General features: G+C 73.2%; 19 protein-coding genes and 1 tRNA gene. 9 read left to right on the forward strand and 11 right to left on the reverse strand.

Translation table 11 applies throughout. The features are described from left to right. Positions 1-98 precede the first annotated feature (98 nt). Entirely contained in the window at positions 99-1,556 is a 1,458-nt protein-coding gene (locus WME96_RS07085) for a PLP-dependent aminotransferase family protein (RefSeq protein WP_437289406.1), read from the reverse strand. A gap of 70 nt (positions 1,557-1,626) precedes the next feature. Here WME96_RS07085 and WME96_RS07090 point away from each other — a divergent pair, with 70 nt between their 5' ends. Continuing rightward, complete coding sequence (locus tag WME96_RS07090) at positions 1,627-2,685, forward strand: GNAT family N-acetyltransferase (RefSeq protein WP_437289407.1); 1,059 nt, start codon at positions 1,627-1,629, stop codon at positions 2,683-2,685. Positions 2,686-2,821: 136 nt separating this feature from the next. Here the strand turns inward: WME96_RS07090 and WME96_RS07095 are convergent. Beyond that, positions 2,822-2,895, reverse strand: a tRNA-Arg gene (locus WME96_RS07095). A 302-nt stretch (positions 2,896-3,197) separates the two neighbouring features. Between WME96_RS07095 and WME96_RS07100 the strand changes: the two genes are divergently transcribed. Next, positions 3,198-4,745 (forward strand): L,D-transpeptidase, encoded by a 1,548-nt coding sequence (locus WME96_RS07100; protein WP_437289408.1) that lies wholly within the window; start codon positions 3,198-3,200, stop codon positions 4,743-4,745. A gap of 64 nt (positions 4,746-4,809) precedes the next feature. Here the strand turns inward: WME96_RS07100 and fusA are convergent, their stop codons facing one another. Continuing rightward, positions 4,810-6,921 carry an elongation factor G gene (gene fusA, locus WME96_RS07105; RefSeq protein WP_437289409.1) on the reverse strand — a complete coding sequence of 704 codons (2,112 nt, stop codon included), beginning with the start codon at positions 6,919-6,921 and terminating at the stop codon, positions 4,810-4,812. A gap of 201 nt (positions 6,922-7,122) precedes the next feature. Here fusA and WME96_RS07110 point away from each other — a divergent pair, with 201 nt between their 5' ends. From WME96_RS07110 to WME96_RS07120, 3 genes are all read left to right on the forward strand, one after another. Further along, positions 7,123-7,461 carry a transcriptional regulator gene (locus WME96_RS07110; protein WP_437289410.1) on the forward strand — a complete coding sequence of 113 codons (339 nt, stop codon included), beginning with the start codon at positions 7,123-7,125 and terminating at the stop codon, positions 7,459-7,461. A gap of 294 nt (positions 7,462-7,755) precedes the next feature. Further along, positions 7,756-9,762 (forward strand): protein kinase domain-containing protein, encoded by a 2,007-nt coding sequence (locus WME96_RS07115; protein WP_437289411.1) that lies wholly within the window; start codon positions 7,756-7,758, stop codon positions 9,760-9,762. A gap of 52 nt (positions 9,763-9,814) precedes the next feature. Next, on the forward strand, positions 9,815-11,047 hold the full coding sequence (locus tag WME96_RS07120) for a glycoside hydrolase family 113 (RefSeq protein WP_437292283.1): 1,233 nt from the start codon (positions 9,815-9,817) through the stop codon (positions 11,045-11,047). On the opposite strand, the gene WME96_RS07125 is transcribed toward WME96_RS07120, so the two are convergent. From WME96_RS07125 to WME96_RS07140, 4 genes are all read right to left on the reverse strand, one after another. Next, entirely contained in the window at positions 11,044-12,501 is a 1,458-nt protein-coding gene (locus tag WME96_RS07125; RefSeq protein ID WP_437289412.1) for an ATP-binding protein, read from the reverse strand. The two genes, WME96_RS07120 and WME96_RS07125, sit on opposite strands and share 4 nt — an antisense overlap. A gap of 201 nt (positions 12,502-12,702) precedes the next feature. Next, the gene (locus tag WME96_RS07130; protein ID WP_437289413.1) at positions 12,703-13,419 is read right to left on the reverse strand and encodes a hypothetical protein; all 717 of its coding nucleotides are present in this window, start codon (positions 13,417-13,419) and stop codon (positions 12,703-12,705) included. Further along, positions 13,419-14,498 carry a nucleotidyltransferase domain-containing protein gene (locus WME96_RS07135; RefSeq protein ID WP_437289414.1) on the reverse strand — a complete coding sequence of 360 codons (1,080 nt, stop codon included), beginning with the start codon at positions 14,496-14,498 and terminating at the stop codon, positions 13,419-13,421. Before WME96_RS07135 ends, WME96_RS07130 begins: the two co-directional genes overlap by 1 nt. Positions 14,499-14,538: 40 nt before the next feature. Continuing rightward, positions 14,539-15,435: a hypothetical protein gene (locus WME96_RS07140; RefSeq protein WP_437289415.1), complete on the reverse strand. Its 897-nt coding sequence runs from the start codon at positions 15,433-15,435 to the stop codon at positions 14,539-14,541. A gap of 230 nt (positions 15,436-15,665) precedes the next feature. Here WME96_RS07140 and WME96_RS07145 point away from each other — a divergent pair, with 230 nt between their 5' ends. Both WME96_RS07145 and WME96_RS07150 read left to right on the forward strand, forming a co-directional pair. Next, positions 15,666-16,778: a glycosyltransferase family 4 protein gene (locus WME96_RS07145; protein ID WP_437289416.1), complete on the forward strand. Its 1,113-nt coding sequence runs from the start codon at positions 15,666-15,668 to the stop codon at positions 16,776-16,778. 14 nt (positions 16,779-16,792) lie between these two features. Next, positions 16,793-17,974, forward strand: a complete 1,182-nt coding sequence (locus WME96_RS07150; RefSeq protein WP_437289417.1) for a glycosyltransferase family 4 protein — start codon at positions 16,793-16,795, stop codon at positions 17,972-17,974. A 223-nt stretch (positions 17,975-18,197) separates the two neighbouring features. On the opposite strand, the gene WME96_RS07155 is transcribed toward WME96_RS07150, so the two are convergent. Continuing rightward, the gene (locus WME96_RS07155) at positions 18,198-19,331 is read right to left on the reverse strand and encodes a hypothetical protein (protein ID WP_437289418.1); all 1,134 of its coding nucleotides are present in this window, start codon (positions 19,329-19,331) and stop codon (positions 18,198-18,200) included. A gap of 612 nt (positions 19,332-19,943) precedes the next feature. On the opposite strand from WME96_RS07155, the gene WME96_RS07160 reads away from it, so the two are divergent. Together WME96_RS07160 and glgX are read left to right on the forward strand one after the other, a co-directional pair. After that, on the forward strand, positions 19,944-20,198 hold the full coding sequence (locus WME96_RS07160) for a hypothetical protein (RefSeq protein ID WP_061619349.1): 255 nt from the start codon (positions 19,944-19,946) through the stop codon (positions 20,196-20,198). Positions 20,199-20,266: 68 nt separating this feature from the next. Next, a complete protein-coding gene (gene glgX / locus WME96_RS07165) occupies positions 20,267-22,396 on the forward strand; it encodes a glycogen debranching protein GlgX (RefSeq protein ID WP_437289419.1) in 2,130 nt (709 codons plus the stop codon). Between the two features lie 30 nt (positions 22,397-22,426). Here the strand turns inward: glgX and WME96_RS07170 are convergent, their stop codons facing one another. From WME96_RS07170 to WME96_RS07180, 3 genes are all read right to left on the reverse strand, one after another. After that, positions 22,427-23,746, reverse strand: a complete 1,320-nt coding sequence (locus tag WME96_RS07170) for a GNAT family N-acetyltransferase (RefSeq protein WP_437289420.1) — start codon at positions 23,744-23,746, stop codon at positions 22,427-22,429. Between the two features lie 5 nt (positions 23,747-23,751). After that, the gene (locus WME96_RS07175) at positions 23,752-24,639 is read right to left on the reverse strand and encodes a serine/threonine-protein kinase (RefSeq protein WP_437289421.1); all 888 of its coding nucleotides are present in this window, start codon (positions 24,637-24,639) and stop codon (positions 23,752-23,754) included. Positions 24,640-24,891: 252 nt separating this feature from the next. Next, complete coding sequence (locus WME96_RS07180) at positions 24,892-26,679, reverse strand: Rieske 2Fe-2S domain-containing protein (RefSeq protein WP_437289422.1); 1,788 nt, start codon at positions 26,677-26,679, stop codon at positions 24,892-24,894. Positions 26,680-26,876 lie beyond the last annotated feature (197 nt).

Here is a 26,876-nt window from a genome sequence, read left to right on the forward strand (position 1 = left end):
GGACGGTCGACGGCCGCCGGACAGCGAGAGAGGGAATCTCCCGGCTGTCGCGCGAGCTCGCTGCGCAAGGGTGGTGAGCCGGCTGCCGGACTGGCGGCTCAGATCGCCTTGACCATCCTCTCCACGGCCTCGCGGATCTCTCCCTCGTCCAGCGCCGCGAAGCCGAGCCGCAGGAACGGTCGCCTCTTGCCGTCGAACGCGTACCGCCGCCCCGCCGAGAACGCGACCTTGCGCGCGAGCGCGCGCTCCGCCCACGCGTCCGCGTCGATCGCGGCGTCGACCCGGGCCCACAGCGCCATGCCGCCCGCGGGCACGCGGAAGTCGAGCGCGTGGCCCAGCCGCGCGCGGAGCGCCTCGACGAGCAGATCGCGCCGGGCCCGGTAGATGCGCCGCGCGCGCTGCGCGTGGCGCTGCACCTCGCCGTCCTCGAGCAGCTCGGCGACGGCGCGCTCCACCGCGTGATCGCCCTGCCGGTCGACGAAGGCGCGGTGGAGCGCGAGCCGCTCGATGAGCGGCTCGGGCGCGACGACGAAGCCGAGCCGGAGCCCGGGGGCGAGGATCTTCGAGAGCGTGCCGACGTAGACGACCACGCCGGCCGTGTCCGCGCTGGCGAGCGGGAGCACCGGGCGGCCGTCGTAGTGGAACTCGTGATCGTAGTCGTCCTCGATGACCGCGACGCGGCGGCTCCGGCAGAGCTCGAGGAGCGCGATGCGCCTGCCGGGCGCGAGCACCGCGGTCGTGGGGTACTGGTGGTGCGGGGTGACGTAGACGGCGCGCACGCGCTCGCGCTCGGCGAGCTCGGCGAGCGCGTCGACGGAGAGGCCCGCGGCGTCGACCGGCACCGGGACGAGCCGCGCGCCGGCGAGGCGGAGCGCCTCCCACGCGGGGCGGTAGCCGTAGGACTCGACCGCGACGGCGTCGCCGGGCGCGATCAGCGCGCGCGCGACGAGGTCGATCGCCATCTGGCTGCCGCGCGTGACGAGGACCGACTCCGGCCCGGCGGCGAGGCCGCGCACCGCCGAGAGCATCGCGGCGAGGGCGGCGCGGAGGCGCTCGTGGCCGCGCGGATCGGCGTAGTCGAGCAGCCGCTTCGCCTCGGCGCGGAGCGCGCGGCGGTAGGCGCGCGCGAGCGCGTCGGTCGGGACGAGGCGCATGTCGGGTAGCCCGCCGCTCATGCGCAGCGTGCCCTCGGCGGCGAGCGGCAAGGGCCGCAGGGAGGTCGCGCCGAGGTCGAAGCCGAGCCTCGCCGGCGCCTCGGTCCGGGCGGCGGCGCGCCGGGCGAAGCGGCGGGGCGCCGGCGCCGGCAGCTCCGCCGCGACGAAGGTGCCGCGCGCGGCGCTCGCCTCGATCCAGCCCTCGGCGGCGAGCTCGCGGTACGCGGCGAGGACGGTGTTGCGGTGGACCGACAGCGACCGCGCGAGCGCGCGGCTGCCCGGGAGCTCGGCGCCCGCGCGGAGCCGGCCGCGGCGGATGTCGTCGGAGAGGGCGCGCGCGATCTGGAGGAAGATCGGCTGCGGAGAGGCGGGATCGACCGCGAGCGAGAGCTCCCAGGCCATGCGGACTGGTCTAGCAGAAATCGCCGGACCGGATCTTTTGCGTGGACCACCTGCGCGGCACTCTCCGCCCATGCGCAGGGAGATCTTCCGGATGGATCGCGCGGAGGCCGAGGCGCTCCTCGGGCACGCGCCGGTGGTGCACGTGGCGTCGACGACCGCGGAGGGCGAGCCCGTGCTGCGGACGGTGCACGGCGTGATCGTGCGGGGGGCGATCGCCTTCCACGGCGCGCCCGCGGGCGAGAAGACCGAGGCCGTCGGCCGGCCCGCGGTCGTGTCGTGCGAGCAGATCGTCGCGTCGATCCCGAGCTATTTCACCGATCCGGAGCGCGCCTGCCCGGCGACGACGCTGTACCGGAGCGCGCAGGCGCACGGGGTGATCGCGCGCGTGGACGATCCGGATCACAAGGCCGAGGTGCTCGAGGCGCTGATGCGAAAGTACCAGCCCGAGGGCGGGTACGCGCCGCTCGACGCCGCGAGCCCGCTCTACCGCAAGGCGATCGCGGGGATCCTCGTGCTCGCGGTCCCCCTGGAGCGGCTCGACGGCAAGGCGAAGCTCGCGCAGAACCGCACGCCCGAGGAGCGGTCGCGGCTCCTCGCGCGGCTCTGGGAGCGGGGGGCGCCGGGCGATCCCGCGGCGATCGAGCTGCTCCGCGCGGCGTGCCCGGACACGCCGCTGCCGGAGCTCCTGCGGGCGCCGGCGGGCTGCGCGCTCGCGTGCGCGCTCGGGCCGCGCGACGTGGACGCGGCCGTCGAGCTGCTGGAGGGCGCCTACTGGAACCAGGGCGTGCCGCGCGAGGCGCTCGCGCGCGCGCAGCTCGGATCGTCGGCGTGGGTGGGCGCGCGCGACGGCGCGGGCCGGCTCGTGGCGACGGGGCGGGCGATCGGCGACGGGAGCAAGCGCGCGTGGCTGTTCGACGTGATGGTCGCCCCGTCGCTGCGCGGCCTCGGCGTGGGCGAGGCGGTGGTGCGGCTGCTGCTCGATCACCCGGCGGTCCGCGGCGCGCGGAGCGTCCACCTGGGCACCCAGGACGCGCACGCGTTCTATGCGCGGCTCGGGTTCCAGCGCCGCGCGGACCTGCCGCCGCCGCCGTTCACGTCGACCGAGATGGTGCTCACCAGGACGGCGTAGAGGCACAAGGGGGCACCCTCCCGCTGTGTCCGGTGGACATGGCAGCCCGGCCGCCCGCGCAGGAGGACGGCGAACACCAACGCACCGCGGTGCGGCCTGCACCGTCGCTCTTGCGACGGGACCGACGAGAACCCTGCGCGCCACAGTGGATTCGAACCACTGGCCTTCGGCTCCGGAGGCCGACGCTCTATCCAGCTGAGCTAGTGGCGCACTCTCGCGGGGTTTCGCGAGGGCCCCGAACCTACCCAACGCCGGGCTCCAGCGCAACCCCATTCCAGCACCATCGCGCACCGACGCCGCGCTTCGTCGAGGGGGCGCCCCCGCGATGGCCCCGGGCACGCCGCGCGTCGCGGCCGCCGCCCGCCCTGCGGCCGCGCGTCGCAGGCCAAAACTTGGCCACCGGCCCGTCTGTCCGGCATCCCCGGGTCATGGATGCCCGACAGCGAAGCTCTGCGATCGAAGCCCCCGCGCGCGGCCCCCTCCCGCTTGCCCTGGCTGTCGCCGCCCTCGCGTTGCCGGTCCTGCCGGCCTGCAGCAGCGGGGAGAGCGCCACGCCCGAGGGCATCGTCAGCCTCTCCGGGGCCGCGCCCCAGACGGCCGCCGAGAACGACCCCGCCACCATCCCGCGCCCCGACGGGCCCCGCATCGGCGCCGTGCAGATGGTCGCGCCCATCTACGAGAAGGCGGACCGGCGCTCGGCCAAGCTCGGCTACCTCCGCGCGGGCGGGACGGCGCCCCGCGGGGAGAAGCCGGCCGCGTTCGACGACTGCCAGGGCGGCTACTACCGCGTGCTGCCCGCCGGGTACGTCTGCGCGGACGGCGACGCCACGATCGACATGCAGCACCCGATCCTCCGGGCGCTCACGCGGCGGCCCGACCTGTCGAAGCCGATGCCGTACCCGTACGCGTTCGTCCGGGCGATCGCGCCGAACTACTACCGGATGCCGTCCAAGAAGGAGCAGTTCCAGTACGAGATGAGCCTCGAGCGGCACCTCCGCAGCTACAAGAAGCTCAAGAAGAAGTGGGACGAGGTCAAGGTCGGCGCCAACGACGTGCCGATCGACGCGCAGGGCAACGCCGTCGGCGACCCGCCCGCGGAGCCGCCCGAGCTCGGCGACAGCGAGCTCTTCGGCGGCAACGGCAGCGACGAGATCCCCTGGTTCTTCAAGGGCGGGCGGCAGCTCCCGAACATCTCGTCCTTCAAGGTCCCGGGCTACGCGATCATCACGAACCGGATCGCGCGCAAGGCGGGGCTCGCGCTCATCGACACCTTCATGGGCGACAACGGGCGGCGCTTCGCGCTGACCACCGACGCGCGGCTCGTGCCCACCTCGAAGCTCAAGCCCGCGCGCGGCTCGACGTTCCACGGCGTCGACATGACGAAGGGCTGGGAGCTGCCGCTCGCGTTCGTGCACCGGCAGGACGCGAAGCGCTACGACATCTCGGGCGGCGAGATGGAGAAGGCGGGCGATCTGCCCTGGCACACCGCCGTGCAGCTCACGGGGCGCTCGAAGAAGGTCGGCGGGGCGCGCCTCGTCGAGGCGAAGGACGGGACGTGGGTGCGCGACTCCGACGTCGCCATCGCGGTGAAGCCCTCGGAGCTGCCGTCGTTCGCGCAGGGGAACGTGAAGTGGATCGACATCTCGATCCTCACCCAGACGCTGATCCTCTACGAGGGCAACAAGCCCGTCTACGCGACCGCGGCGGCCACGGGCCGCGACGGGCTCGGCGACCCCAAGAAGACGTTCTCGACGGTGCGCGGGACGTTCCGGATCCGCGACAAGCACGTCACGACGACGATGGACGCGCACGAGGTCGACAACAAGTTCGAGCTCCGCGACGTGCCGTGGGTGCAGTACTTCGAGGCGGGCTACGCGATCCACGCGGCGCCGTGGCACGACGACTACGGCAAGCCGCGCAGCCACGGGTGCATCAACCTGTCGCCGCTCGACGCGCGCCGGGTGTTCCTGTGGACCGACCCGCCGGTGCCGGAGGGGTGGCACGGGGTCAGCGCGGGGAAGGCGACGGGGGAGGGGACCATCGTCCACATCCATCCCTAGGCGGGCGCGCCCTCCGCGGGCCCACGGTGCGGCTCGTGAGGGGCGCGAGCTGCGAGGCGCGGCGTCAGTCCTCGTCGGCCTCGGCCTTGAAGCCGCTCTCCTTGATCACCTTGTCCTGCACCACCGGCGGGCAGATCTCGAGGTGCTCCACGCTCATCGTGAACGTGCCTTTGCCCTGGGTCATGCTCTTCAGCTTCGACTCGTACTCGAGCACCTCGGCGAGCGGGACGAACGCGTTCACGACCGTCTGGCTCTCGACGGAATCGGTGCCGATGATCCTGCCGCGTCGGCTGTTGATGTCGCCGATGATGTCGCCCATCGTGGCGCTCGGCACCGTCACCGAGAGCCGCACGATCGGCTCGAGCAGCACCGGGGCGCACTGCGCCGCGGCGGCCTTGAAGGCCTTGCTGCCGGCCATCTGGAAGGCCGCGTCCGACGAGTCGACGTCGTGGTACTTGCCGTCGGTGAGCCGCACCTTGACGTCGACCATCGGGTAGCCGGCCAGGACGCCCTTCGACATCGCCTTGACGACGCCCTTCTCGACCGAGGGGATGAACTGCCGCGGCACGGCGCCGCCCACGACCGCGTCCTCGAAGACGAAGCCGCCGCCGCGCGAGAGCGGCTCCATGTCGATGTAACAGACGCCGAACTGGCCGTGGCCGCCGGTCTGCTTCTTGTGCTTGCCCTCGACGCCGGCGGCCCTCCGCGTGATCGTCTCCTTGTAGGCGATGTGCGGCGGGCCGAGCCGGCAGTCGACGCCGACCCGCCGGCGGATGCGCTCGACCGTGATCTCCAGGTGCAGGGCGCCCAGGCCCGAGACGACCAGCTCGCGGGTCGACGCGTCCTGGTGCACGCTGAGCCCCGGGTCCTCCTCGGTCAGCCGGTGGAGCGCGTTGCCGACCTTGTCCTCGCCGCCCTTCGCGTCGAACCGCACGCCGCGCGAGAAGAGGGCCGGCGGCAGCTCCGGCGCGCCGAGCTGGAACGGCTGCTTCTCGTCGCAGATCGTGTGCCCGCTCAGCGTCGCCTTCAGCTTGTGCAGCGCGACGATGTCCCCGGCCCGCGCCTCGTCCACCTGCTTGTGGTCCTTGCCGACCACCGTGTGGATCTTGCCGAGGCGCTCCGAGGCGCCCGTGCTCGCGTTGATCAGGGCGGCGTCGGGCCGCACGACGCCGGAGAGCACGCGCGCGAACGACGTGCGGCCGGCGTGCGGATCGATCGACGTCTTGAAGACGAACGCCGCCGCCGGCGCCTCCGCCGACGCCGGCCGCTCCGCCGGCTGCGGCGCGGCCCCGGGCTTGCCGCTCGGGACGACGCCGCTCCACGCCGGGTGCTCGGTCGGCGGCGGAACGAGCTCGACGATGCCATCGAGCAGCGCGGCGACGCCGCTCGGGCGCACCCCGGAGGCGAAGTAGACCGGGACGAGGACCCCCCCGCGGACCGCGGCGCGGAGCCCCTGATCGAGCTGCTCCTGCGTGAGATCGCCCTCGTTCAGGTAGCTCTCGGTGAGATCGTCGTCGCTGCCGGCGACGTCGTCGACGAGCTTCCCCCGCGCGCGCTCCACGGCGGCCGCAACGTCGGCCGGCACGGGGGAGCCCGCGGCCGCGGCGGGCGCCTCGGGCTTGTCGAGCCAGGCCTTCCGCGTGCGGATCGCGACGACCCCGCGGTACTGGAGCCCGTCGCCGACGCGCTCCTCCATCACCGCGAGGGGCGCCTTGAGGCGCGCGCGGACGTCGGCGAGCACCTCGTCGGGCCGCGCGTTCTCGGCGTCGACCTTCGTGACCACGATCATGCACGGCAGCTTCGCTTCCCTCACCCAGCCGAAGACGCGCTCGGTGATCGGCTGCACGCCGTCCTTGCCGCTCACGACGAGGATCGCCGCGTCGACCGCCGCGAGGGCGAGCCGCGTCTCGGCGAGGAAGCTCCCCTCTCCCGGCGTGTCGACGAGGTTGATCTTCTTTCCTCCCCAGGAGAGGTGCGCGACGCTCGCCTCGAACGAGCAAGCGTGCTCTTTTTCCTCGGCGGCGTCGTCGAGGACACTCGTCCTGTCGTCCACCTTGCCGAGCTTGGTTGTCGCCTTCGCGACGTACAGCAGCGCCTCGGCAAGCGATGTCTTCCCAGCCCCCTTGTGTCCGATGATTGCAACGTTCCTGATGTCCCCTGCCTCAGTCGTTGTCATCCCTCGTTCGTATCAACCCCCGTCGGCAACGAGAAGGCCGGTACGCGATTTTCGCGGCGCTTTCCTCGACGCGCGCGGACAGCGACGACGTGCGCGTCGCTCACCCGAGCTCTGCCGCGACGCGCTGCGGCGTACTCGAGTGGACAGCGCCTGTCCGGTGTTGCCTGAGCGGCGCTCGGGCGCGGCGCCTCGGTGCGCGACATGAGCGCTCTGCGCCTCGCACTCCAGATGGCGCTCGGCATCGCGCTGCCGCTCGCGCTCCAGCTCTGGGACCGCCGGCGACTCACGACGGAACAGCGCAATGCCTGCTGGAACGGAGCGACGTGGGGCGCCGCTCTCTACGCGTTCGGCCCGCTGTCCATGCTCGGGTGGTGCTGGGTCACGCGCGGCGTCCAGCGCGGGCGGCTGATTGCGCGCCGGACACGGCGCTGGCGCGCGGCGGCGGCGCTCGGACTCGGCGTCGCGTCGACCTCCGCGATCGTCCTGGTCATGAGCGGCATCGATTACCTGGTGGCGCTCGCGCTGGGGCTCCCGCCGTGAGCCGAGCGGCGGGGCGGCGCGGCGCGGCCCGCCCGCGAGATGGCCCGATGGCCGGATGGCCAGGACGGCGCATGGACTGCACGGCTGGGGATGGCTGCGCGGCAGACGGCAGCGAACGCTGGCCGGCCAGCCGGCCGGCTGGCCGGCCAGCACGCTGTGCACGGAAAGGGCATTTCCGTGCGGAGGTGTCGCTAGACGACACGTCATGGACGCGATAGCAGCACTCTGAGTCTGCTATTCCTAGGACAGTTTTGACTCTCTCCGCGGAGCTCGCGGACACACCGAGGCAGTGCGTTGACGTCGCTGAAGCCCAGAGCAGAGGATCGCGCGGCCGCACGGGAGCGGACCGATGCGCCGCGGACGCCCGAGGGCGTCCCCGGCAAACAGGAGGTCGTCGCCGGCAGGTACGCCGTGGAGACCCGGATCGGCGCCGGCGGTCTGGGCGTCGTCCAGCTCGCGACCGATCTCGAGTCGGGCCGGCACGTCGCGCTCAAGCGCGTCGATCCGGCGATCGCCCAGAACCGGCACGCCGTCGAGCGGCTGCTCCGGGGCGCTCGCGCCGCGCGCGCCCTCTCGGGCAGGTACGTCGCGCGGGTGCTCGACGTCGGCGTCGACGGCGGCGCCCCGTTCATCGTCAGCGAGTACCTCGAGGGGTCCGACTTCACAGGCTACCTGCACCGCCGCGGCCCGCTCCGGGTGAGGGAGGCGGTGAAGTACCTCCTGCAGATCTGCGAGGCCGTCGCCGAGGCGCACGCGGCCGGGCTCCTCCACCGCGACATCAAGCCCGAGAACCTGTTCCTCAGCATCGGCGCCGGCGCGCCGAGCGTGAAGGTGCTCGACTTCGGCGTCTCGGCCGTCGCCTGCGGCGTCGAGAGCGAGGGCCCGAACGCCGCCTCGGGCGCGATGCGCGGCTCGCTGCTCTACATGGCGCCGGAGCAGATGCGGTCGGCGGGCGGCATCGACGAGCGCGTCGACATCTGGTCGATCGGCGCGGTCGCGTACGCGCTCCTCTGCGGCGTGAGCCCGTTCGACGCGCCGACCGAGCTCGACATCTGCACCCGGGTCCTGAACGAGCCGCCCTCGCCCTTCCCGCCGCACGTCGAGCCCGTCGAGCTCAGGGCGCTCCTGCTGCGCTGCCTCGACAAGGACCCGGGGGCGCGCCCCCCGGACGTCGCGAAGCTCGCCTTCGCCCTCGCGCGCTTCGGAGGGGAGGGCGCGGAGGACGCGGCCGAGCGCGTGTGGGAGGTGCTCCGGGCAGAGGATGAAACGGTCCGCATGGCGACGCCGGCCCCCGCGGCCGTCGACGAGTGGGCGCCCGACACGCTGGCCGACCTGCCGAGGATGTCGCCCGACGACCTCCTGCGCGACCTCGAGACGACGGCCAAGTGGGACGCCGCCGCGGGCACCCGTCACTCCGACGTCACGCTGGTGTCGCACGCGGGCGCGTCGTGGGACGGCGGCGAGCAGCTCCGGGCGAGCCGCACGCCGCCCCCGGTCCTCACGGTGAGCGCGCCGGAGCGCCCCTCCGATCCGGCCGCGAACGGGCCGGGGCAGCGCCCCTCGGGCGAGGACACGCCCGTCCCGCTCGCCGGCCGGGGCGCGCAGCGGGTCAGCACCGACGCCGCGCCGCGCGTCACCCCGACGATCGACGCGCGCGCGCCGGCCGAGACCGAGCGGCTCACGGTGGTGCGCCGCCCGCCGTCGCCGTGGCCCCGGCGGCTCGCGGTCGCCGCCGCGGGGCTCGGGCTGCTCGCGGGGCTCATCGGGGTGTGGCTCGTGCAGGCGCGCACGCTCGACGCCGGCAAGGGCGTCCCGCCCGCGGCGAAGGGCGTCGAGGGGCGCGCGGTCCAGGCGGTGCGTTCCGCGGCCGCGTCGCGGCGGCCGGCCGCGACCGCTCGGCCGACGCCGGAGCCCACGCCAGAGCCCACGCCGGAGCCCGCGACCGAGCTCCCTCCGGAGCCGACGGCGGCCGAGCCGGGCGCCGACGGCGTCGCGGGCCCGGAGGCCGCCCGCCCGGGCGGCGAGGCGCCGCAGGCCGCGCCGGGGGGTCCGTACCGGCCGTCGCGCCCCGACGTGATCTACGACGAGGTCGAGCGCGAGCGGCTGCGCCGCGCGAAGATCGAGCGCGAGCGGCAGTGGCGCGAGGCGACCGAGCGGGCACGGCAGCAGCGCGACGCGATCCGACGGGAAGCATCGCCGCCCGAGGGCGCCGCGCGGGAGGCGCAGCCGCCCGAGGGGAGCGCGCGGGAGCCGCAGCCGCCCGCCGCGAGCGACGGCGCGCAGCGCCCGGACGGCGGGTGACGTCCGCGATCCCGCGCGCCGTCCGCCTGGTATAAACGCGCCCGTGTCAGCGATGAGTCGAGAGCTACGCGCGCTCGCCCGGTCGGCGGGCGCCGCGCTCGCCGTGGCGGCGGCGGCCGTCTGCGGCCCGGCGCGCCCCGCGAGCGCCGCGCCGAAGATCGCGCCGGAGCACCTGCCGCACGGCGCGGCGGGGTGGGCCACGTCGGGCTGGGGCGGCGTGCGCGGCGTGACGATCGGGCCGATCGAGAACCAGCGCCACCCGGGCCGCGGCTACGGCACCGCGGCGAGCGGGCGGGCGATGGACGAGGCGGCGGCCATGGGCGCGACCTGGATCAGCCTGACCCCGTTCGGCCGCGTGTGGGACGGCAAGGGCACCGGCGTCGATCTCGTCTTCGAGGCGCCGTTCGAGGAGAACCGGCGCAACGTGCTCGCGGCCATCGCGCAGGCGCACGCGCGCGGGCTCAAGGTGCTGCTCGTCCCGCACCTCTGGGTCGAGAGCGGCGAGTGGCGCGCGCTGATCGACCCGGGAGACGACGCCGGCTGGGCGCGCTGGGCCGCGTCGTACCGCCGGTTCCTGCTCACGTGGGCCGAGGTCGCGCGCGAGGGCGGCGCCGAGATGCTCAGCGTCGGCGTCGAGCTGCGGAGCTGGGTGACGACGCCGCGCGCGGCGAGCTTCCTGCCCATCATCGAGGCGGTGCGCCGCGTGTACCCGGGGCTGCTCACCTACTCGGCGAACTGGGACGACGTCGAGCACACGCTGATCTTCGACGCCCTGGATCTCATCGGCATCAACGCGTTCTACCCGCTGGCCGAGCGCGAGGGCGCGTCGTTCGAGGAGCTCCTGCGCGGCGGCCGCAAGGTGGCGGCCGGGGTGGACGCGGTGGCGCGCGCGTGGGGCAAGCCGGTCCTGCTCACCGAGATCGGCTACACCACGCGGCGCGACCCCGCGGTGCGCCCGTGGGAGTGGCCCGACCGGATGAAGGGCGTGGTGGTCGACCAGCGCTCGCAGGCCGAGGCCTACGCCGCGGTGATCGCGCCGTTCCTCGACGCGCGCACCTGCGCCGGCTTCTTCGTCTGGCGTCTCTACGCCGATCCGGACGACGTCTCGCAGGAGGCCGAGTGGGGCTTCTCGCCGCGGGGCAAGCTCGCCGAGCTCGTGCTGCGCGACGCCTTCACCGCCCGCTGGGCCGCCGACGGCCCCTGGCTCCCCGGCGAGGTGCTCGGCAAGCACCGCGCGCGCACCCCCGGCGTCTTCGGCTGGGAGCTCGATCCGGACGAGCTCTAGCGTTCCTCGGGGCTCCTCACCCCGGCGTCCGTTTCGCGACGCTGGCCGGGAAGGTGGAGGGTGAACGTCGAGCCCTCGCCGGGGGCGCTCGCCACCTCGATGCGGCCGCCGTGCGCCTCGGCGATGCGCCGCGCGGCCCACAGGCCGAGGCCCACGCCCGAGGCCACGCGGCCCGACGACGGCGCGCGGAAGTAGCGCTCGAACAGCCGTCCCTGGTCCTCGCGCGCGATGCCGACGCCCCGGTCCGAGACAGCGATGGTGACCTCGGCGCCCTCGCGCGCCACGGCGACCCGCACGGCGCCGCCGCCCGGCGAGTACTTGATGGCGTTCGCGACCAGGTTGTTGAGCACCTGCTCGATCCGGATCGGATCGCAGCGCAGCGGGACGGGCTCCTCGGGGAGCGACAGCCCGAGCTCGTGCGCGGTCGCCGCCGGGCGGTAGAGCTCCACGACCTCGCGGGCGAGCTCGCACGCGTCGCGGACCTCGGTGCGCAGCTCGAGCTCGCCGCCCTCGATCCGCGCGACGTCCATGAGGTCCGTGAGCATGCGGTCGCAGCGCGCGGCCTCCTTCCCGATGCGGGCGAGCATCGGCCTGAGCTGCTCCTCCGGCGGCAGCGGCCGGTCCGGCCGCAGGCGGTCGACGGTGAGCTTCAGCGCGGCGAGCGGGTTGCGCAGATCGTGCGCCACGCTCGCGAGGATCCCGAGCTGCTTCCGGCGCTGCTCGGCCAGCGCGGCGGCCATCTCGTTGAACGCCACGGCGATCTCGCGCAGCTCGTCGAGCCCTCCGTGCGGCGCCCGGGCGTCGTGCGAGCCTGCCCCGTACCGATCGATCGCGGCGCGGAGCGCGAGGAGCGGGCGATAGAGGCACCTGCTGCTCTGCCAGAGCGTCGCCAGGGTGCCCGCGAGCAGCGCCAGGACGGCCGCGACGCTCATGGCGTTCGACAGCGCGCTCACCCTGTCGACCCGGCCGCGGGCGACCTGCGCCTCCTCGAGCTTGGCCGCGAGCAGCCGCTCTATCGCAGCGTAGGCGCGATCGGTCTCCCTGGCGGACGCGGCCAGGGCTGCCGTCGGAGGGGGCGCCCTCTCGTCCACCCGGGCGCGCGTGGCCAGGTAACGCTCGACCTCGATCTCGGCCGCGTTGAAGGCGTCCGCGTTCTCCGCGGTGACCGGGTTCTCGCGGAGCTCCTCGATCCACCGCCTCACCTCGCGCTCCGCGGCCTCGCGCGCGTGAGCGTGCTCCGGGCGCTGGGTCAGCGCGACGCGGGCGCTCTCGCGCTCGTGAGAGAGCATGTGGACCTCCAGCTCCATGACGGACCGCACCTCCCGGACCAGGTTGAAGAGGCACATGACCTCGCGGCGCATGGACGCCGTGCCGAGCGTCAGGCCGCTCGCCGTCAGCAACGCGAGGGCGGCGAGCGACGCGGTGCTCGCGGCCGCGAGCGTCTTCAGCTTCATCGTTGTTTCCCCCGATTCCGGCCCTCAGCGCGCCGGAAGGCGCGCTGAGCGTAGCGCTCCGGGACGCCCGCGGACCGTCCGCCGGCGCCCCGGAGATCCCGATGTCCCCCGGCGGAGCGGTCCGAGCCGGGGCCCTTCAGGATCGATGCCGGCGACGCGCAAAGGCGGCGCGCCCGCGCCGCCGTCGCGGCGCGGACAGGCTCAGGCGCGCGCCCGCTCGACGACCCTCGGGGGCGACAGCGCCGCGCTCGCGATCGCCATCTGCCGCTCCAGATCTGCAGGCGACGCCGGCGCTTCCAGGATGAGCGCCGCGTCGCCCGGGACGTGCGCGGCGACGCGCTGGAACGCGTGGGCGGCGCTCTGGCTCAGGGCGTCGTGGCGGCTCCCCGCGTTCACCTCGCTCACGTGGAGCTGCCTCAGCCTCGCCCGGTGCGCTTTCACCAGGAAATGCGCCTCCGTCATGGTGCGATCGACCTGGTGCGCGTGGCCGACATCGAAGCAGAACGACGCCTCGGGCAGCGCGTCGAAGAACGCCGCGAGCTCCTCCACGGTGCGGCCGGTCCGCTTGCGCTTGTCCATGTTCTCGATGGCGAGCAGGCCGCCGAGCTGCCTCCAGGCCCCGAGATCGTGGAGGGTGTCGGGGTGGAGGACGACGAGCCAGCCCAGCGCGGCCACCTCGGCCATCGCGTCGGCGACGGCGCGCTCCTCCGCCGCGCCGAAGCGGCTCGGGGCGTGGAACGACACGTACTGATACCGCGACAGGTCCAGCGACCCGAGCAGCCGGAGCAGCGGCCTGAGCTCCGAGATGCGCAGCGCGGACAGCTCCACCGCGGTCGCGGAGCTCCCCTCCAGCATCGCGAGCGCGCGTTCGACGTCGCTCAGCGCGAGCGCCCCTGTCGAGTACCCTATCGGTCGCATCAGAACACCCCGTACCGCTGGATGAGTTCGCTGAGCTCGTCGTCCTCCTTGAAGAAGAGCCGGTTGAGCCCGTCCTGGAACGCGCGCGCGATGTCGCGCACCCGCTTGAAGGTCGGATCGTTGCCCAGGTGCTCGTCGAGCGGTAGCTGCTTCAGGCGGCCGCGCTCCTCCTCGTTCGAAAGGAGGGCGAGGAACGCGTCGTAGCTGTCGAACAGCATGCGCGCCGTCTCCGCGGAGATCGACGGCCGGAGCAGCACCTCGGCCAGGCTCTCCAGCGGGGTCACCCGGATGCGCTCCCTCAGGAAGCGCACGAGCGACGGCGTCGAGATGCCGCCCTCGTCGGCCCACGTCGCCCGGTCCTTTCCGAACAGCTCGAAGCTGAAGCAGGTGATGAGCCCGCTGAGGAAGATGAGCTTCCGCGACATCCTGAGCTTCGCGTTGCGGAGCGCCCAGCCCGAGCTGCGCTCCCGCTGCTTGTAGACGAAATCCACGGCGACCGTGCGCCAGTAGCGGACGATGTCGTTCAGCAGGAACATCGGGATGATCTCGCGCTTGCTCCCGTAGTGCAGCCCGCGATCGTCCTCCACGTAGCGCGAGAGCACGAGCCTGAGCACCCGCTCGTGGGCGTCCGGCTTGCCGATCGCGAGCGACTCCAGGAGCAGCAGGATGCGCTGGGTCGTGTTCTTGTTCGTGTCCTCCTGCCCGCCGATCTGGTGGAGGATCGGGTGGCTGAACGCCACGTTCCCGAACACGCCCGTCGGGCCTGGCTCGTGGAACTTCGCGTCCCTCAGGATCTTCGTGATGGCCTGGACCTGGCTGAAGTGCCCCTCGTCGGCCTGGCCGTCGATGAGCAGCGTCCAGTCGAGATCGCTGCCGGTCGTGTACTCGCCGCGCGCCAGCGAGCCGAAGACCACCACGCTCGTGTCGCACGGGATCTGCTCGCGGAGCAGCGCCGCGAGCCGCGCGCGGGTCTCCGCCGAGAGCCGCGCGGCCGCCTCGATGCTCGGCCACGACCGCCCCGCCTTCTCGCCGATCCGCTCGATGGCGCTCCGCGGCGCCCCGCCTTCGTCTCGTGTCATCGATCGCACCCTCGAACGCACCTGCCGCGCCCGGCGCGCCTCACGCCCCGCGGTCGCCCGGGAGGGAGAGCCCGAACCACCGGTTCACGAGATCATGGTGCTCGGCGAGGCGCTCGCGGTAGCGGGGGGTGCCCTCGAGCGCGGCCCGCTCGAAATCGACCCAGTACAGGGCGCCCGTCTTCTCCCCGATGAGGACGTTGCCGAGCTTGACGTCGAGCGGCGCGACGCCGCGCGCGTTCATCGCCCGGACGATCTCCTCGACGCGGCCGCGGTGGGCGTCGCCTTCTCCCTGCGCGAACGCCTCGATCTCCCGCCGGTCGCGATCGGGATCGAAGAGCTGCCCGAGCGGCGCGAGGTCGATGTCGAGCACCTTCTCCCCGCGCTCGGCGAGCTGCTGCTGGAGCGTCTTTGCGCGCACGTAATCGATGAAGAGGGTGCGCGTGGCGAGGTGCACATCGCGAACCCTCGGGACGCTCGGGAGGTCGCGCAGGCGGAGGAGCGACGCCGCTTCATTGTAGAAGAAGAGGCCGAGCAGGGAGAAGAGGTGCGCGTCGAAAGGCGCGTTCCTCGGCTGGCCGATGAAGCGCTTCCGGACGCAGACGTACCCGCGGCGCAGCACGACGTGGAGCCGGTACCGCAGGCGCGGCATCTTCTCGCTCCGACGGTTGAAGAAGGGGACGTCGGCCGGGTGGATGGCGAAGGCGAACCCGTCTTGATCGAGCTCGGCGAGCACCCTGTCCCCCGGGCCGAGCTCCGCGACGGACGGGATGTCGCTCGGGGTCACGGCGTCGGGGACGGGGAGCGGGTTCTCGTCGAGCCGCCGCGTTAGGAGCGCCCTGACCGTCTCGATCCGCGCGGCGAGCAGCCTCGACGCGGCGTCCATGCCTGGCACGCGGCGCAGGCCCTGATCGAGGGCGCGCCGAAGTTCAGGGTTCATGCCCGTCTAGTACCTGCTTCCGCTCGCCAAATCAAAAGGTGCGGGGACGGCGACGCGAGGTGGTACCGTGGTCCAGCGACGTTGGGCGCCAGACGCGACGAGCGCTGGCGCGCAGGCGACGCGGGGTGGCAGCTTGGGTGAGGCTGCGCGGCGCTGTCCGCGCTTCAACGGGAGACCCGGTTCGGGTAGCAAGCCACATGGGGACTTCGACGCTGCGGATCGTCCATGCCGTGAGTAGCCTCAACGGCGGAGGCATGGAGCATTTCGTGCTGCGCCTGGCCGAGGCGCAGCGGCGCCACGGCCATGACGCCTCCATCCTCGCGCTGCGCGGCGGGCCGCTCGAGGATCTGGCGCGCCAGCGGGCGCTGCCCCTCACGGTCCTGCGCGGCGGCCTGGCCGCGCGGGCCGCGCACACGGCGCTCGCGTTCGCGCGCCGGCGGCCGCACATCATCCACGCGCACAACCCCACCTCGCTCCACTACGCCACGGTCGGCAAGCTGCTCACGCGGGCGCGACTCGTCTTCACCGATCACGCGCAGACGCGCGGGATCATCCGCGTCCCGTCGCGCTTCGAGTGGCGTGAGACGGACGCCGTCGTCGGTTGTTCGCAGGACACCGCCGACAAGAGCGGCGCAGTGGGCGTCGCCAGCAACATCTCTGTGATCCACAACGGCATCGACATCACCCCGGCGCGGCGGGCGCGCGAGGAGGTGCGCGCCGAGCTCGGCTTCGACGCGGGCGCGGCGACGGCGCCCGCCGCGTCGCCGGAGGCCGCGGCCTCGGCGCCCGCGGCCGCCTCTGGCGGCGCGTTCCTCGGGATCATGCCGGCCGCGTTCCACCCGGTGAAGGGGCACGACGTGCTGCTGCGGGCGCTCGCGCGGCTCCGGGATCGCGGCGTCGCGGTCACGGTGCTCATCGTGGGCGACGGCGACGAGCGCGACCGCATCCACGGGCTCGCGCGGGAGCTCGGGATCCACGGAAAGGAGGCGCGTTTCCTCGGGTTTCGCAAGGACGTCCCCGATCTCCTCGTCGCGGCCGACTTCTTCGTCCTGCCCTCGCGCGACGAGGGGTTGCCGCTCGCGGTGCTCGAGGCGATGGCGCGCAGGCTGCCTGTCGTGGTGACGCCGGTCGGCGGCGTCCCGGAGGTGGTGCGCAACGAGGAGCACGGCCTGCTCGTCCCGGTGGACGCCCCCGACGCGCTGGCGGACGCGATCGAGCGGCTCGCGCGCGATCCGGCGCTCGGGCGGCGGCTCGGCGAGGCGGGGCACGTGCGGGTCCGCGACGACTTCTCGTTCGAGAAGATGACGCGCAAATACGAGCAGCTCTATTTCAGCCTCACGTGACCGGCGGGCGCGCGATGAAGGTCCTCGTCTTCACCCATCATTACCCGTCGATGCGGCTGCCGACGATGGCGCCGTACAGCTACCACACCTACCGGGCGCTCGCGCGCCGCTGCGAGGTCCGGCTCGTGGCGCCGACGCCCTGGTGGACGCGGGCGCGCGGCGCCTCGCGCGAGCTGCTCGGCGGCACGCGCGAGTCGCACACCGGCATCGACGCGCTGTTCCCCACCTACTGGTCGGTCCCGGGGCTGCCGGTCCTGCACGCGCGCGCGATCCACGCCTCGCTCCGGGGCACGATGGCCGCGCTGCGCCGCGAGTTCCCCTACGACGTGATCCTGGCCGCGTGGGCCTATCCCGACACCGTCGCCGCGGAGGCGTTCGCGCGGGGCGCGGGGGTGCCGGTCGTCACGACGGTGCTCGGCAGCGACATCAACGAGCAGCCGAGGAGCGCCGTGCTGCGGGCGCAGATCGCGCCGGCGCTCCAGCGCTGCGCCCGCGTGGTGGCGGTGAGCGGCGCGCTCGGCGATCGCCTGGTCGAGCTCGGGGTGCCGCGGGAGCGCGTGGTGGTGCAGCTCAACGCGGTCGACGGCGAGCGGTTCACGATCCGGGACCGGGCCGCGCCGCGGGCGCGCCTCGGCGTCCCGGCGGACGCGCGGGTGGTGCTCTACGCCGGCTATCACGTGCCCGAGAAGGGCGTGGACGTCCTCGTCGAGGCGATGGCGCACCTCGATCGGATGGGCCGCCGCGACGTGCACCTGATGATGGTGGGCGGCGGCGAGCTGCTCGAGCCGCTGCGCGCGCGGGTCAGCGCCCTCGGCCTCGGCGACCGCGTGCAGCTGTTCGGCTGGGCGCTCCCTGCGGAGATCCCGGAGTACATGGCGGCGTGCGACGTGTTCTGTTTGCCGAGCCGCCGCGAGGGGTGTCCGAACGTCGTCCTGGAGGCGCTCGCCTCGGGCCGACCTGTCGTCGCCACCCGGGTGGGGGGCGTGCCCGAGCTCGTGCGCGAGGGGCAGGGGGGCAACGGCCTGCTCGTCCCTGCCGGCGATCCGCAGGCGCTCGGGGACGCGCTCGTCCGCGCGCTGGAGCAGGCGTGGGATCCGGAGGCGCTGCGGGGCAGCGTGGGAGCGCTCTCGTGGGATGTCGTGGGGCAGCGCTACCACGCGCTCCTGGAGGAGGTCCTCCGGGAGCGGCATAGGTGAGCTGAGGCATTGCCGAGCTGCCCGGCCCTCTGGGAGGATGTTCTGCGCGCGGGGTGGGCCCCCCCGCGCGTCCTGAGGAATCCCCTCCTTGAGCAGCCCCTTTCAGCCGAGAAATTGAACAGGGAGGCGGGGAGACAGGGAGTATATTGAAAAAGCTTCCTCCCCGCCTCCCCGCCTCCCTGTGAATTTTTCGAAGAATTGGAGGGGATTCCTCAGCCGCGCGTCAGCTCGCGCAGGGCGGCGGCTTCAGCCGGTAATCCCTGTAGTCCCCCGGATTGCCCGTCTTTCCATCGAGCGCCGCGATGGCGATGTTGTACATCTCCCGCGCGGTCACGTAGTGGAGCACCCACTCCTTGCCATCGTTGTAGCGGGTGGTGAGCTCCCGGTGCAGGCCGTGGCTCCCCGCGCCGAGCAGCGACTCCGCCTGATCCTCGGGCGCGCCGTGCGTGTAGACCTTGACGAACACCCACTCTGGCCTCCCCTCGATGTGGATGTTCTGGTCAACCCACGTCTTCACCCGCTCCGGCGTCGGCGGGTCGACCGCCTGGAGCGCGCCGTACTCCATGCGCATCCGCGTCTTGTTCCCCCGGCGCGTCAGCGCCAGCGCCAGCGGTCCCTCGATCATCAGGATGCGGTCCTCCAGCACCTCGCCGACCCTGGCCCGCTCCCCCACGGTGTGGGCCTTCCGGCGCGCGAGGTTGCCCGTCGGCCAGTAGATCTGATTCACGATGCTGTGCTGTGACTCGTCGGGCGCCGACGGGAACGTGTAGTCGGCATAGCAGCCCGTCTCGAACAGGAGCGGGAGCTCCTCGTCGACTCCGCAGTTGCGCGAGTCCCGCCCGGAGTTCGCCAGACACCAGTTGCCGTGGATGAACCCGTAACGCATGCGGCCGTCCGCGTCGCGCGAGAAGTGCCCGTGCTTCCCCAGGATGTCCAGGTACCTGAGGATGTCCGCGCGCAGGTTCTCCGCCGTGTCGTTGTGATGGTGCAAGTGGAGCTCCACCTCCCCGAAGCCGCCGCGCGTGAGGTCCGCCAGCGCGTCGAGCCACCCAGGCGTGTACTGCTCCCCCGGAAAGAAGAAGCTGTGGCGCGGGTGCCGGCCGTCCGCGTCGCGGTAGGCGCTCGCCATCTCGGGATACCGCTCCGACCACGCCCTCACCCGCGCGTCGCCGACCTCCGGCGTGGCGTTCTCCCACCCAGGCTCCCAGTGATCGCACACCGCGAAGAGGAGGTGACGCGGGCCGATCGGACGCGGAGCGCGGGCGTTCTCGAGCCTCTGACGGGCGTAGCCGCCGAGCCAGTTGTGGAGGTTCTTGTTCTTGAGATACTGGAGCTTCGCCTGGAGTGTTCCGATCATGAGCTTTCTCGACCGCGACGCGTTGGACCGGCGGCCGCCGCGGCGGACCGGATACTAACCTGGCACCGAGGGGCGCTGCTACAGCCGCCTCGTCGCCGGCCCCGCGATCGAGACCGCCTCTCCGGGCGGCCGGCGCCCAGGCCGGCCCCGCCGCCGGCCGCGAGGCAGGACGCCTCATGGCCCACGGCTCATGGCGGAGCGGCACCCGCGGACCCGCCCGCCGCGTCGGAAACGTGCTGTCGAAGGTGGACCCGATGCGAGCGCGCGCCGCACGCTCGCCCGCTCCCCGCCGCGGAAATTCACGCACGGCCGCAGGAGCTCGACCGTTCCGCCGACCGAGGTCGTCTTACCGTCGGGGACAGGGAACGCCCACTTCAGCCCGGCGGCGCGCATCCTGCTTGCAATTTTCGCGTCTGGCTATCCAGCGAACGATCTGTCCCCCTCCTGTGGGAGTCAAATCGCCCCACCTGTGGCGCTTTGCAGCAGCGGCCTGCACAGGTCCACCGCCAACCGTTGTGTCCGCGGTGAGCGTCCCCACGGGAACCTCGTGGCACGATGCCTGCACCACGCCGTGGTTGACTGTAGGCATCACCGCAGCGTAAGGAGCCAGGCATGATTTCAACCACGATGACGCCGACCGAAGACATGGTCTCCCTCCCCCCGCGGAGGACTTCCATCGAGTCATCACCCTCCATGGCGGAGGCGTGCGAGCTAGCCCGGCGGCTCGCGGACATGATCGAGCGCCTGAGGGTGTGCACCCCCGAGGGCGATCAGGCCCAGACGCTCCGCATCGCAGAGGGGATGGCGCGCAGCGTGGCGGATGCCGTGTCCGACGTCATGCGCAGCCGGCGAATCCACGCTGCCTAGCCTTCGGCACGCGCGTCGCCTAGAACACGAAGGCCGCACGGGGGGGCCCACCCGGCCTGGAGACCAGCATGATATTCAAGCGCAAGGGATTGCGACCCGGAGATCCGTATCCGCTCGGCGCGACATGGGACGGTTCCGGTACGCAGTTCGCGCTCTATTCGGAGAACGCCGAGGCCGTCGAGCTGTGCCTCGTCGATGACGAGGGGAACGAGCAGCGCCTGCCGGTGCGTCACCGCACCTCCTTCGTCTGGCACGTCTACGTGCCGGAGATCGGACCGGGACAGCGGTATGGCTACCGTGTCCATGGGCCGTGGGCCCCGGAGCGCGGGTTGCGGTTCAACCCGAACGTGCGCCTGCTCGATCCTTACGCGAAGGCGCTCGCGTCGCGGGTCCAGTGGAACGCGAACTCGTTCGCCCACCGCATCGATGAGCCGGACGGGGATCTCAAGATGTCGGAGAGCGAGGCGCTCGGCGCCCCCCTCGGCGTCGTCATCGATCCCTCGTTCGACTGGACCGGAGACCGGTCTCCGCGCGTCCCGTTCCACCGCAGCGTCATCTACGAGGCGCACGTCCGCGGCCTGACGATGCTGCACCCGGAGATCCCGGAGGAGCTCCGCGGCACGTACCTGGGCATCGCCCACCCGGCCATGATCGGGTACCTGAGATACCTCGGCATCACCGCGATCGAGCTCCTGCCCGTGCACGCCTTCGTGCACGAGAAGTTCCTGCTCGACAAGGGGCTCCGGAACTACTGGGGCTACCACACGATAGGCTTCTTCGCGCCGGACGTCGGGTACCGCGCGGGCAACGACGTGACCGCCGAGGTCCGGCAGTTCAAGGAGATGGTCAAGGCGCTGCACGCCGCCGGCATCGAGGTCATCCTCGACGTCGTCTACAACCACACGGCGGAGGGCAACCACATGGGCCCGACGCTGAGCCTGCGCGGCATCGACAACCCGACCTACTACCGGCTCGTCCCCGGCAACGAGCGCTTCTATTTCGATTACACCGGGACCGGGAACACCCTCAACGTGCGCCACCCGCAGGCGCTCCAGCTCATCATGGACTCGCTGCGGTACTGGGTCCTCGAGATGCACGTCGACGGGTTCCGGTTCGATCTGGCCGCGGCGCTCGCGCGCGGCCTGCACGACGTCGATCAGCTCTCCAGCTTCTTCACCATCGTCCACCAGGACCCGGTGCTCAGCCAGGTGAAGCTCATCGCCGAGCCCTGGGACGTCGGCCCCGGCGGCTACCAGGTCGGCAACTTCCCCGTGCGCTGGGCCGAGTGGAACGGCCGTTACCGCGACACGCTGCGCGACTTCTGGCGCGGCAGCGGCGGCACGGCCTCGGACCTCGGGTTCCGGATCACGGGGAGCAGCGACCTCTACGAGAACAACGGGCGCAAGCCGTACACGAGCATCAACTTCGTCACGGCCCACGACGGCTTCACCCTCGCGGACCTCGTCTCGTACAACGAGAAGCACAACGAGGCGAACGGGGAGGGCAACTGCGACGGCGCGGACGACAACCGGTCGTGGAACTGCGGCGCCGAGGGGCCCACGGAAGATCCCGAGATCCTCCAGCTCCGCGCCCGGCAGATGCGCAACATCATGGCGTCTCTCCTGTTCTCGCAGGGCACGCCCATGATCCTCCACGGCGACGAGCGGGGGCGCACGCAGGAGGGGAACAACAACGGATATTGCCAGGACAGCCCGCTCACGTGGCAGCCGTGGACCTGGGACGAGCCGTCGAGGGCCCTCATGGAGTTCACGCGCAAGTGCCTCCGCATCCGGCACGAGCACCCCGGGCTCCGGCGATCGACGTTCTTCAAGGGGCGCCCGATCCGCGGCGGCAAGACCTACGATATCCAGTGGTATCGCCCGGACGCGGAGCTGATGACCGACGAGGACTGGTGCAACCACTGCACGCAGTGCCTCGGGGTGTTCCTGTCCGGAGAGGGGCTGGACGACGTGGACGAGTCCGGCGACCGGCTGGTCGACGACGACTTCGTCCTGCTGCTCAACGCGTCTCCGTGCGACCTGAGCTTCGTCCTCCCTTTCGCCGACGATTCCAGGCCGTGGCAGCTCCTCGTGGACACCCACGACGACGCCGCCACCGAGACGCGGAAGGGCGGGGAAGAGACGGCGCTGAAGTCGCGGTCGCTCAAGCTCTTCCTCCGCGCCCACCGCGGCGCTTGACCGGGCGCGGCCGCGCCCGCGGCCGCTCGCTCAGAACCCGTTGAAGGTGCCCAGGAACAGAGGGGGCCCGGCGAAGGCCGCGTCGAGGAGCGCGGCCGCCTTGGCGCTGCCCACCACGAAGCCCTGGCTCAGGAGATCGCGCGCCGAGGTGGCGCCGAAGTAGATCTGCGTGAGCCGCTCGATGGAAAGCGAGAGGCGGTCGCCCGCCGTGCTGCCGGGCGCCGTCTGGACGCCGCGCGCCGCGAAGGTCACGTCGAAGGCGCGCGGCGCGTCCGTGAACACGGGATCCTCGACGTCGAGGCCGATGGCGCCGCGCACGCCGTGCTTCCTCGGCGAGGGGTGCAGCGCGAGCGCGGCGGCGACGTCGACGATGCGCCCCATCGCGCCGGCCGCCGTCAGGCCGAGGACGTTGCGGCGGTGCGCCACGTGGACGGGCGGGCACAGGCCGGGGTGCCGGGCCGCCGTCTCGTAGAGGATGGGCTCGTCGCGGATGCCGGGCTCGTCGAGCAGCGGCGCGCCGTAGCCGCGCGGGAGCATGAGCTCCACGACCTCGTACTGGTCGCCGAGCGCGCCGAGGAAGCCGATGAGCCCGCGGTAGGCGCCCGGCGTCGGCGCGCGGAGCTCGCGGACGAGGAGCTGCTGGACGCCGTAGGCGCCGCCCTCCGGCACGTCGAAGAGAAGGTAGCCCGCGATCGCCTTCGAGCCCGGATCGACGTAGACAGCGCCGCTGGGGGAGCGCTTGAACACGCGCACGTCCCACCAGTACTCGCTCCTCTTGAGCTGACCCGTCGTGTCGGTCCGCGCGAGATCGTAGGCCTGCTTGATGAGCGGCTCGTCGCGGGGGCGGGAGAAGGCCCGCACGTGGCGGCGCAGCACCGAGTCCGGGAGCCGATCGGGCGAGGTGCGCACGACGTCCCGGAGCTCGCAGACGCCGAAGCCGAACCGGCGGTAAAACGAGAGCCGGACCGGGTGGAGCAGCGCGAGCGCCTCGCCGCGGCGGCGCATGCGGCGGAGGCTCTCGCGGACGAGCCGATCGGCGATGCCCCGGCGGCGGAACTCGGGGAGCACGGCCACGGTCGCGAGGCCCTGGAAGGGCACGTCCGCGCCCGCGAAGCTCATCGTGAGGTCGAGCGAGGCGACGTGCCCGACGAGCTGGCCGTCGGTCTCCGCGACGATCACGTTGTCGAGGGAGAGGTGCGCGTGCTCGGTGAAATACCGCAGCCACGCCTCCGGATCGCCCGCCTGGAACGCGCGGTAGGCGACCGTCGCCAGCGTGCCCTCCTCGCCCTTGCGGGCGCTGCGGAACACGAGCTCGTGGTTGGAACGGCTCGGGATGCGGGCGCGCGCCATGACGGCTAGCCCGCCTTGCCGGTGGCGCCCGCCGGCGGCTGCCCTGAGGCGACGGCCCCGCGCAGCGCGCCCGCCATCTCCGCGGCCGTGCCGAAGCGGCCGGACGGATCGCGGGACAGCGCCTTGACGAACCACGCGTCGAGGGCAGGCGTGATGTCGGCGCAACGCTCGCTCGGGAGCGGGAAGTTGCCGATGCGGATGGCGCTGAGCAGCGCCTCGAGCCCCTTCTGCTCGAACGGCGGAGCGCCGGTGAGCGCCTGGTACGCCATGACGGCGACGGACCAGAGATCCGAGCGGCCGTCGACCCGCTTCGGGTTGAAGAACTGCTCCGGGCTCATGTAGACGAGGCTGCCGACGACCGCGCCCGTGGCCGTCAGCGTGGTCCCGTCGGGGTCGATGTCGCCCCGCGCCACGCCGAAGTCGAGCAGCTTGACGCTGGTGCTCCCGCCGACGTCGGCGAGGAAGACGTGCTCGGGCGTGATGTCCCGGTGGATGATGCCGAGCGTGTGCGCCGCGGCGAGGCCGTCGCAGAGCTCCGACACGATGGAGACCGTCTCGTCCAGCGAGAGGCGACCGGCGCGCGCGAGCCGGTCGGACAGCTCCTCGCCGCGGAGCAGCTCCATCACGATGTACGGGAGGCCGTCCTCGGCGACGCCGTGCTCGTGGACCTCGGCCACGTGAGGGCTCTTGATCCTGGCCATGAGCGCGCCCTCCCGGTGAAACCGGGCGACCGCGGTCGGGTCGGTCGCGAGCGACGCGGACATGAACTTGACGGCGACGTCCTTGCCGAGCCCGAGGTGGCGCGCCGCCCAGATGCTGCCGATGCCGCCCATCCTGAGCAGGCTCACGAGCGTGAGGTGCGGCGCTACGTGGGAACCGGGCTCGAGCCGCATGGATGGCCAGTATGCATGAAGCGTCCTCCGCTGGCCACAAGGCGGGAATCGGCCCGGCGGGCAGCGCGGAGCGCGGCGGCTATCGCGTTGTCGCGTCGCCGACGCGTTGTCTGCACGTTCTCACCACGCTCTCGTCGCTCGCGCCCCCGGCGCGTCGTCGTCCCGATCGGATTCCGCTCGCGCTCGTCGCTGTCGCGTCGCGCCGGCGCGTGTGCGCCGCGTCGGCGCCCCTCGAGGGAGGGCGCGCGCGGCTCAGTACAGCCCCTCCGGGGGCCGGCCATCGGACATGAACTTCCTCGCCACGGCCGCGATCCGCCGCACGTGGAGCTCCCGTCGGACGGGCACGAGGTAGGCGAGCAGCGCCTCCAGGTAGGCGCCGTCCGGCCGCGGATCGGACGACTCGAGCCGCTGGAGCGCCTCGAGCGTCTTCACGGCGTGCGCGGTGAAGATCGGCCTCACGGCGGCGTCGAGCGCGGCGAACGGGGCGAGCTCGGCGAAGGCGCGGCGGCGCCCCTCGCCGTCGAGCTGCCGCGCGATCGCGAGCGCCCCGCCGACGTCGCGCGCCGCCGCCGCCTCGAGCAGCGCGCCGCCGGACGCGCGCGGGGTGGGGGCTGGCGCGGCGAGGGACGGCGTCGCGGCGTCCGGCGCGGCGGCGTCCGCGCTGCGGAGCTTGCCGACGAAGCCGGCCGCGAGCACGGCGAGCTGCGCGGCCTCGCGCGGGAGCGCGTCGCGGCCGAGCGCGGCCGCCGCCTCCGCGAAGGTCACGGCGTGGGTGACGTCGAGCACCCCGACCTCGGCGTCGAGGCGCTGCTCCCAGGCCGGATCGAAGCGCGCGAGGCGGACGGCCGCGGCGTGGCCGATCGCGCCGAGCAGCGCGAGCGGGCCGGCGCCGCGCGCGAGCCAGCGCGCGGTCGCCTCGACGGCCTGGCGCTCGCCGGCGAGCACCTCCGCCTCGAAGGCGGCGCGCTCCGCGGGGTCGAGCGGGGCGGCCGGCGCCGCGGCGCCCTCGGGCGCGGGCAGGGGGAGCTCGGCGACGCGCGCGAGCGCGGCGCGCGTGGCCGCGAAGGGCGGCAAGCTCGTGTCGGCGGTGGCCCAGGCGAGCTGCACCGTGGAGGCCGCGAGGACCTCGTCCGCGGCGGAGGAGAACCGCTCGGCCAGCTCGAGCGCCTTGGAGAGGAAGATCGCGCCGTGCCCGTAGTCGTGGAGGTGCTGCGCGACGAAGGGCAGGAGCGCCCGGCGCGCGCCGGCCGTGCCGCGGACCTCGATCAGCTCGCGCATCCGCGCCTCGGCCTCGTCGCGCCGCTCCGCCGCGAGCGCCTCGCTCACCTTCTCCGGCTCGTCGAGCTCGAAGTCGGCGATGCGCGCGAGCGCCGAGCTCCCGCCGGCCTTGCCGGCGCCCTTGCCGCGCGGGCCGAGCCGGGCCGACGCCTCGCCGATCGCGTGGGCGGCGACCACGAACGCCTCCTCGGCGGGGACCCAGCCGCGCTCGACCCAGGTGCAGAGGTCCGCGAGCAGGGCGAGGCCGTGATCGAAGCCGTGCTCGGCGCGCTCCGCCCCGTCCCTGGCGAGCACCTCGAACGCGAGGTGCAGGCTGCCGAGGCCCGTCTCGGCCCGGTGGAGCCGGAGCGCCCCCAGCCGGAGGCCCTCGCGCAGGGCGCGCGCCGGCTCGTCGCGCCGGACCGCCTCGCGCAGGCCGGCGACGAGGCGCCGCACCTCGGCCGCGGTGTCGACGGCGCGGTTCAGGAGCACGCGCCCGCCGTCGACGCGGGTGGCGTAGCGCCGCACCGGCTCGCCGCCGAACGAGCAGGCGCCGGTGGCGATGTCGAACTTCCAGTTGTGCCACGCGCAGGTCAGAACGCCGCCGCGCAGCGCGCCCTGCGAGAGCGGGTAACCCTGGTGGGGGCACCGGTCGTCCAGCGCGTGGACCTCGCCGCCCCGGAGCACGCAGGCGAAGCGCCGCCCGGCGTCGTCCTTGCGCAGCACCGGCTCCTCCGCCGGAAATTCGGAGAGGGGGCCGAGATCGATCCAGTCCGACTTCATGACGTCTCCGCGCGGCCGCGCACGCAGCGGCGAACGCGGCGTCCGACCGCGGCGTGCGTCGCGCCGGCGACGCGATCGTAGCCGACGGCAGGGCGGGGAGGGACCGTGAATCCGGCCTGCCGCGGAAAAGACACCGAGAGACATCGGCGGCGGCGCGCCGGTCGCCTGCCCGCCGGCTCGCCGGTCATCGCGCCTGT

Source organism: Sorangium sp. So ce406 (assembly GCF_051474675.1).
In the GTDB taxonomy this organism is placed as follows: domain Bacteria; phylum Myxococcota_A; class Polyangia; order Polyangiales; family Polyangiaceae; genus Sorangium; species Sorangium cellulosum_G.

Excerpts from the sequence above, each read along its gene's own strand:
- WME96_RS07085 (WP_437289406.1), bottom strand. The coding sequence starts at position 1,556 with ATGGCCTGGGAGCTCTCGCTCGCGGTCGATCCCGCCTCTCCGCAGCCG.
- WME96_RS07090 (WP_437289407.1), top strand. The coding sequence starts at position 1,627 with ATGCGCAGGGAGATCTTCCGGATGGATCGCGCGGAGGCCGAGGCGCTC.
- fusA (WP_437289409.1), bottom strand. The coding sequence starts at position 6,921 with ATGACAACGACTGAGGCAGGGGACATCAGGAACGTTGCAATCATCGGA.
- WME96_RS07110 (WP_437289410.1), top strand. The coding sequence starts at position 7,123 with ATGAGCGCTCTGCGCCTCGCACTCCAGATGGCGCTCGGCATCGCGCTG.
- WME96_RS07120 (WP_437292283.1), top strand. The coding sequence starts at position 9,815 with ATGAGTCGAGAGCTACGCGCGCTCGCCCGGTCGGCGGGCGCCGCGCTC.
- WME96_RS07125 (WP_437289412.1), bottom strand. The coding sequence starts at position 12,501 with ATGAAGCTGAAGACGCTCGCGGCCGCGAGCACCGCGTCGCTCGCCGCC.
- WME96_RS07130 (WP_437289413.1), bottom strand. The coding sequence starts at position 13,419 with ATGCGACCGATAGGGTACTCGACAGGGGCGCTCGCGCTGAGCGACGTC.
- WME96_RS07135 (WP_437289414.1), bottom strand. The coding sequence starts at position 14,498 with ATGACACGAGACGAAGGCGGGGCGCCGCGGAGCGCCATCGAGCGGATC.
- WME96_RS07140 (WP_437289415.1), bottom strand. The coding sequence starts at position 15,435 with ATGAACCCTGAACTTCGGCGCGCCCTCGATCAGGGCCTGCGCCGCGTG.
- WME96_RS07150 (WP_437289417.1), top strand. The coding sequence starts at position 16,793 with ATGAAGGTCCTCGTCTTCACCCATCATTACCCGTCGATGCGGCTGCCG.
- WME96_RS07155 (WP_437289418.1), bottom strand. The coding sequence starts at position 19,331 with ATGATCGGAACACTCCAGGCGAAGCTCCAGTATCTCAAGAACAAGAAC.
- WME96_RS07160 (WP_061619349.1), top strand. The coding sequence starts at position 19,944 with ATGATTTCAACCACGATGACGCCGACCGAAGACATGGTCTCCCTCCCC.
- glgX (WP_437289419.1), top strand. The coding sequence starts at position 20,267 with ATGATATTCAAGCGCAAGGGATTGCGACCCGGAGATCCGTATCCGCTC.
- WME96_RS07170 (WP_437289420.1), bottom strand. The coding sequence starts at position 23,746 with ATGGCGCGCGCCCGCATCCCGAGCCGTTCCAACCACGAGCTCGTGTTC.
- WME96_RS07175 (WP_437289421.1), bottom strand. The coding sequence starts at position 24,639 with ATGCGGCTCGAGCCCGGTTCCCACGTAGCGCCGCACCTCACGCTCGTG.
- WME96_RS07180 (WP_437289422.1), bottom strand. The coding sequence starts at position 26,679 with ATGAAGTCGGACTGGATCGATCTCGGCCCCCTCTCCGAATTTCCGGCG.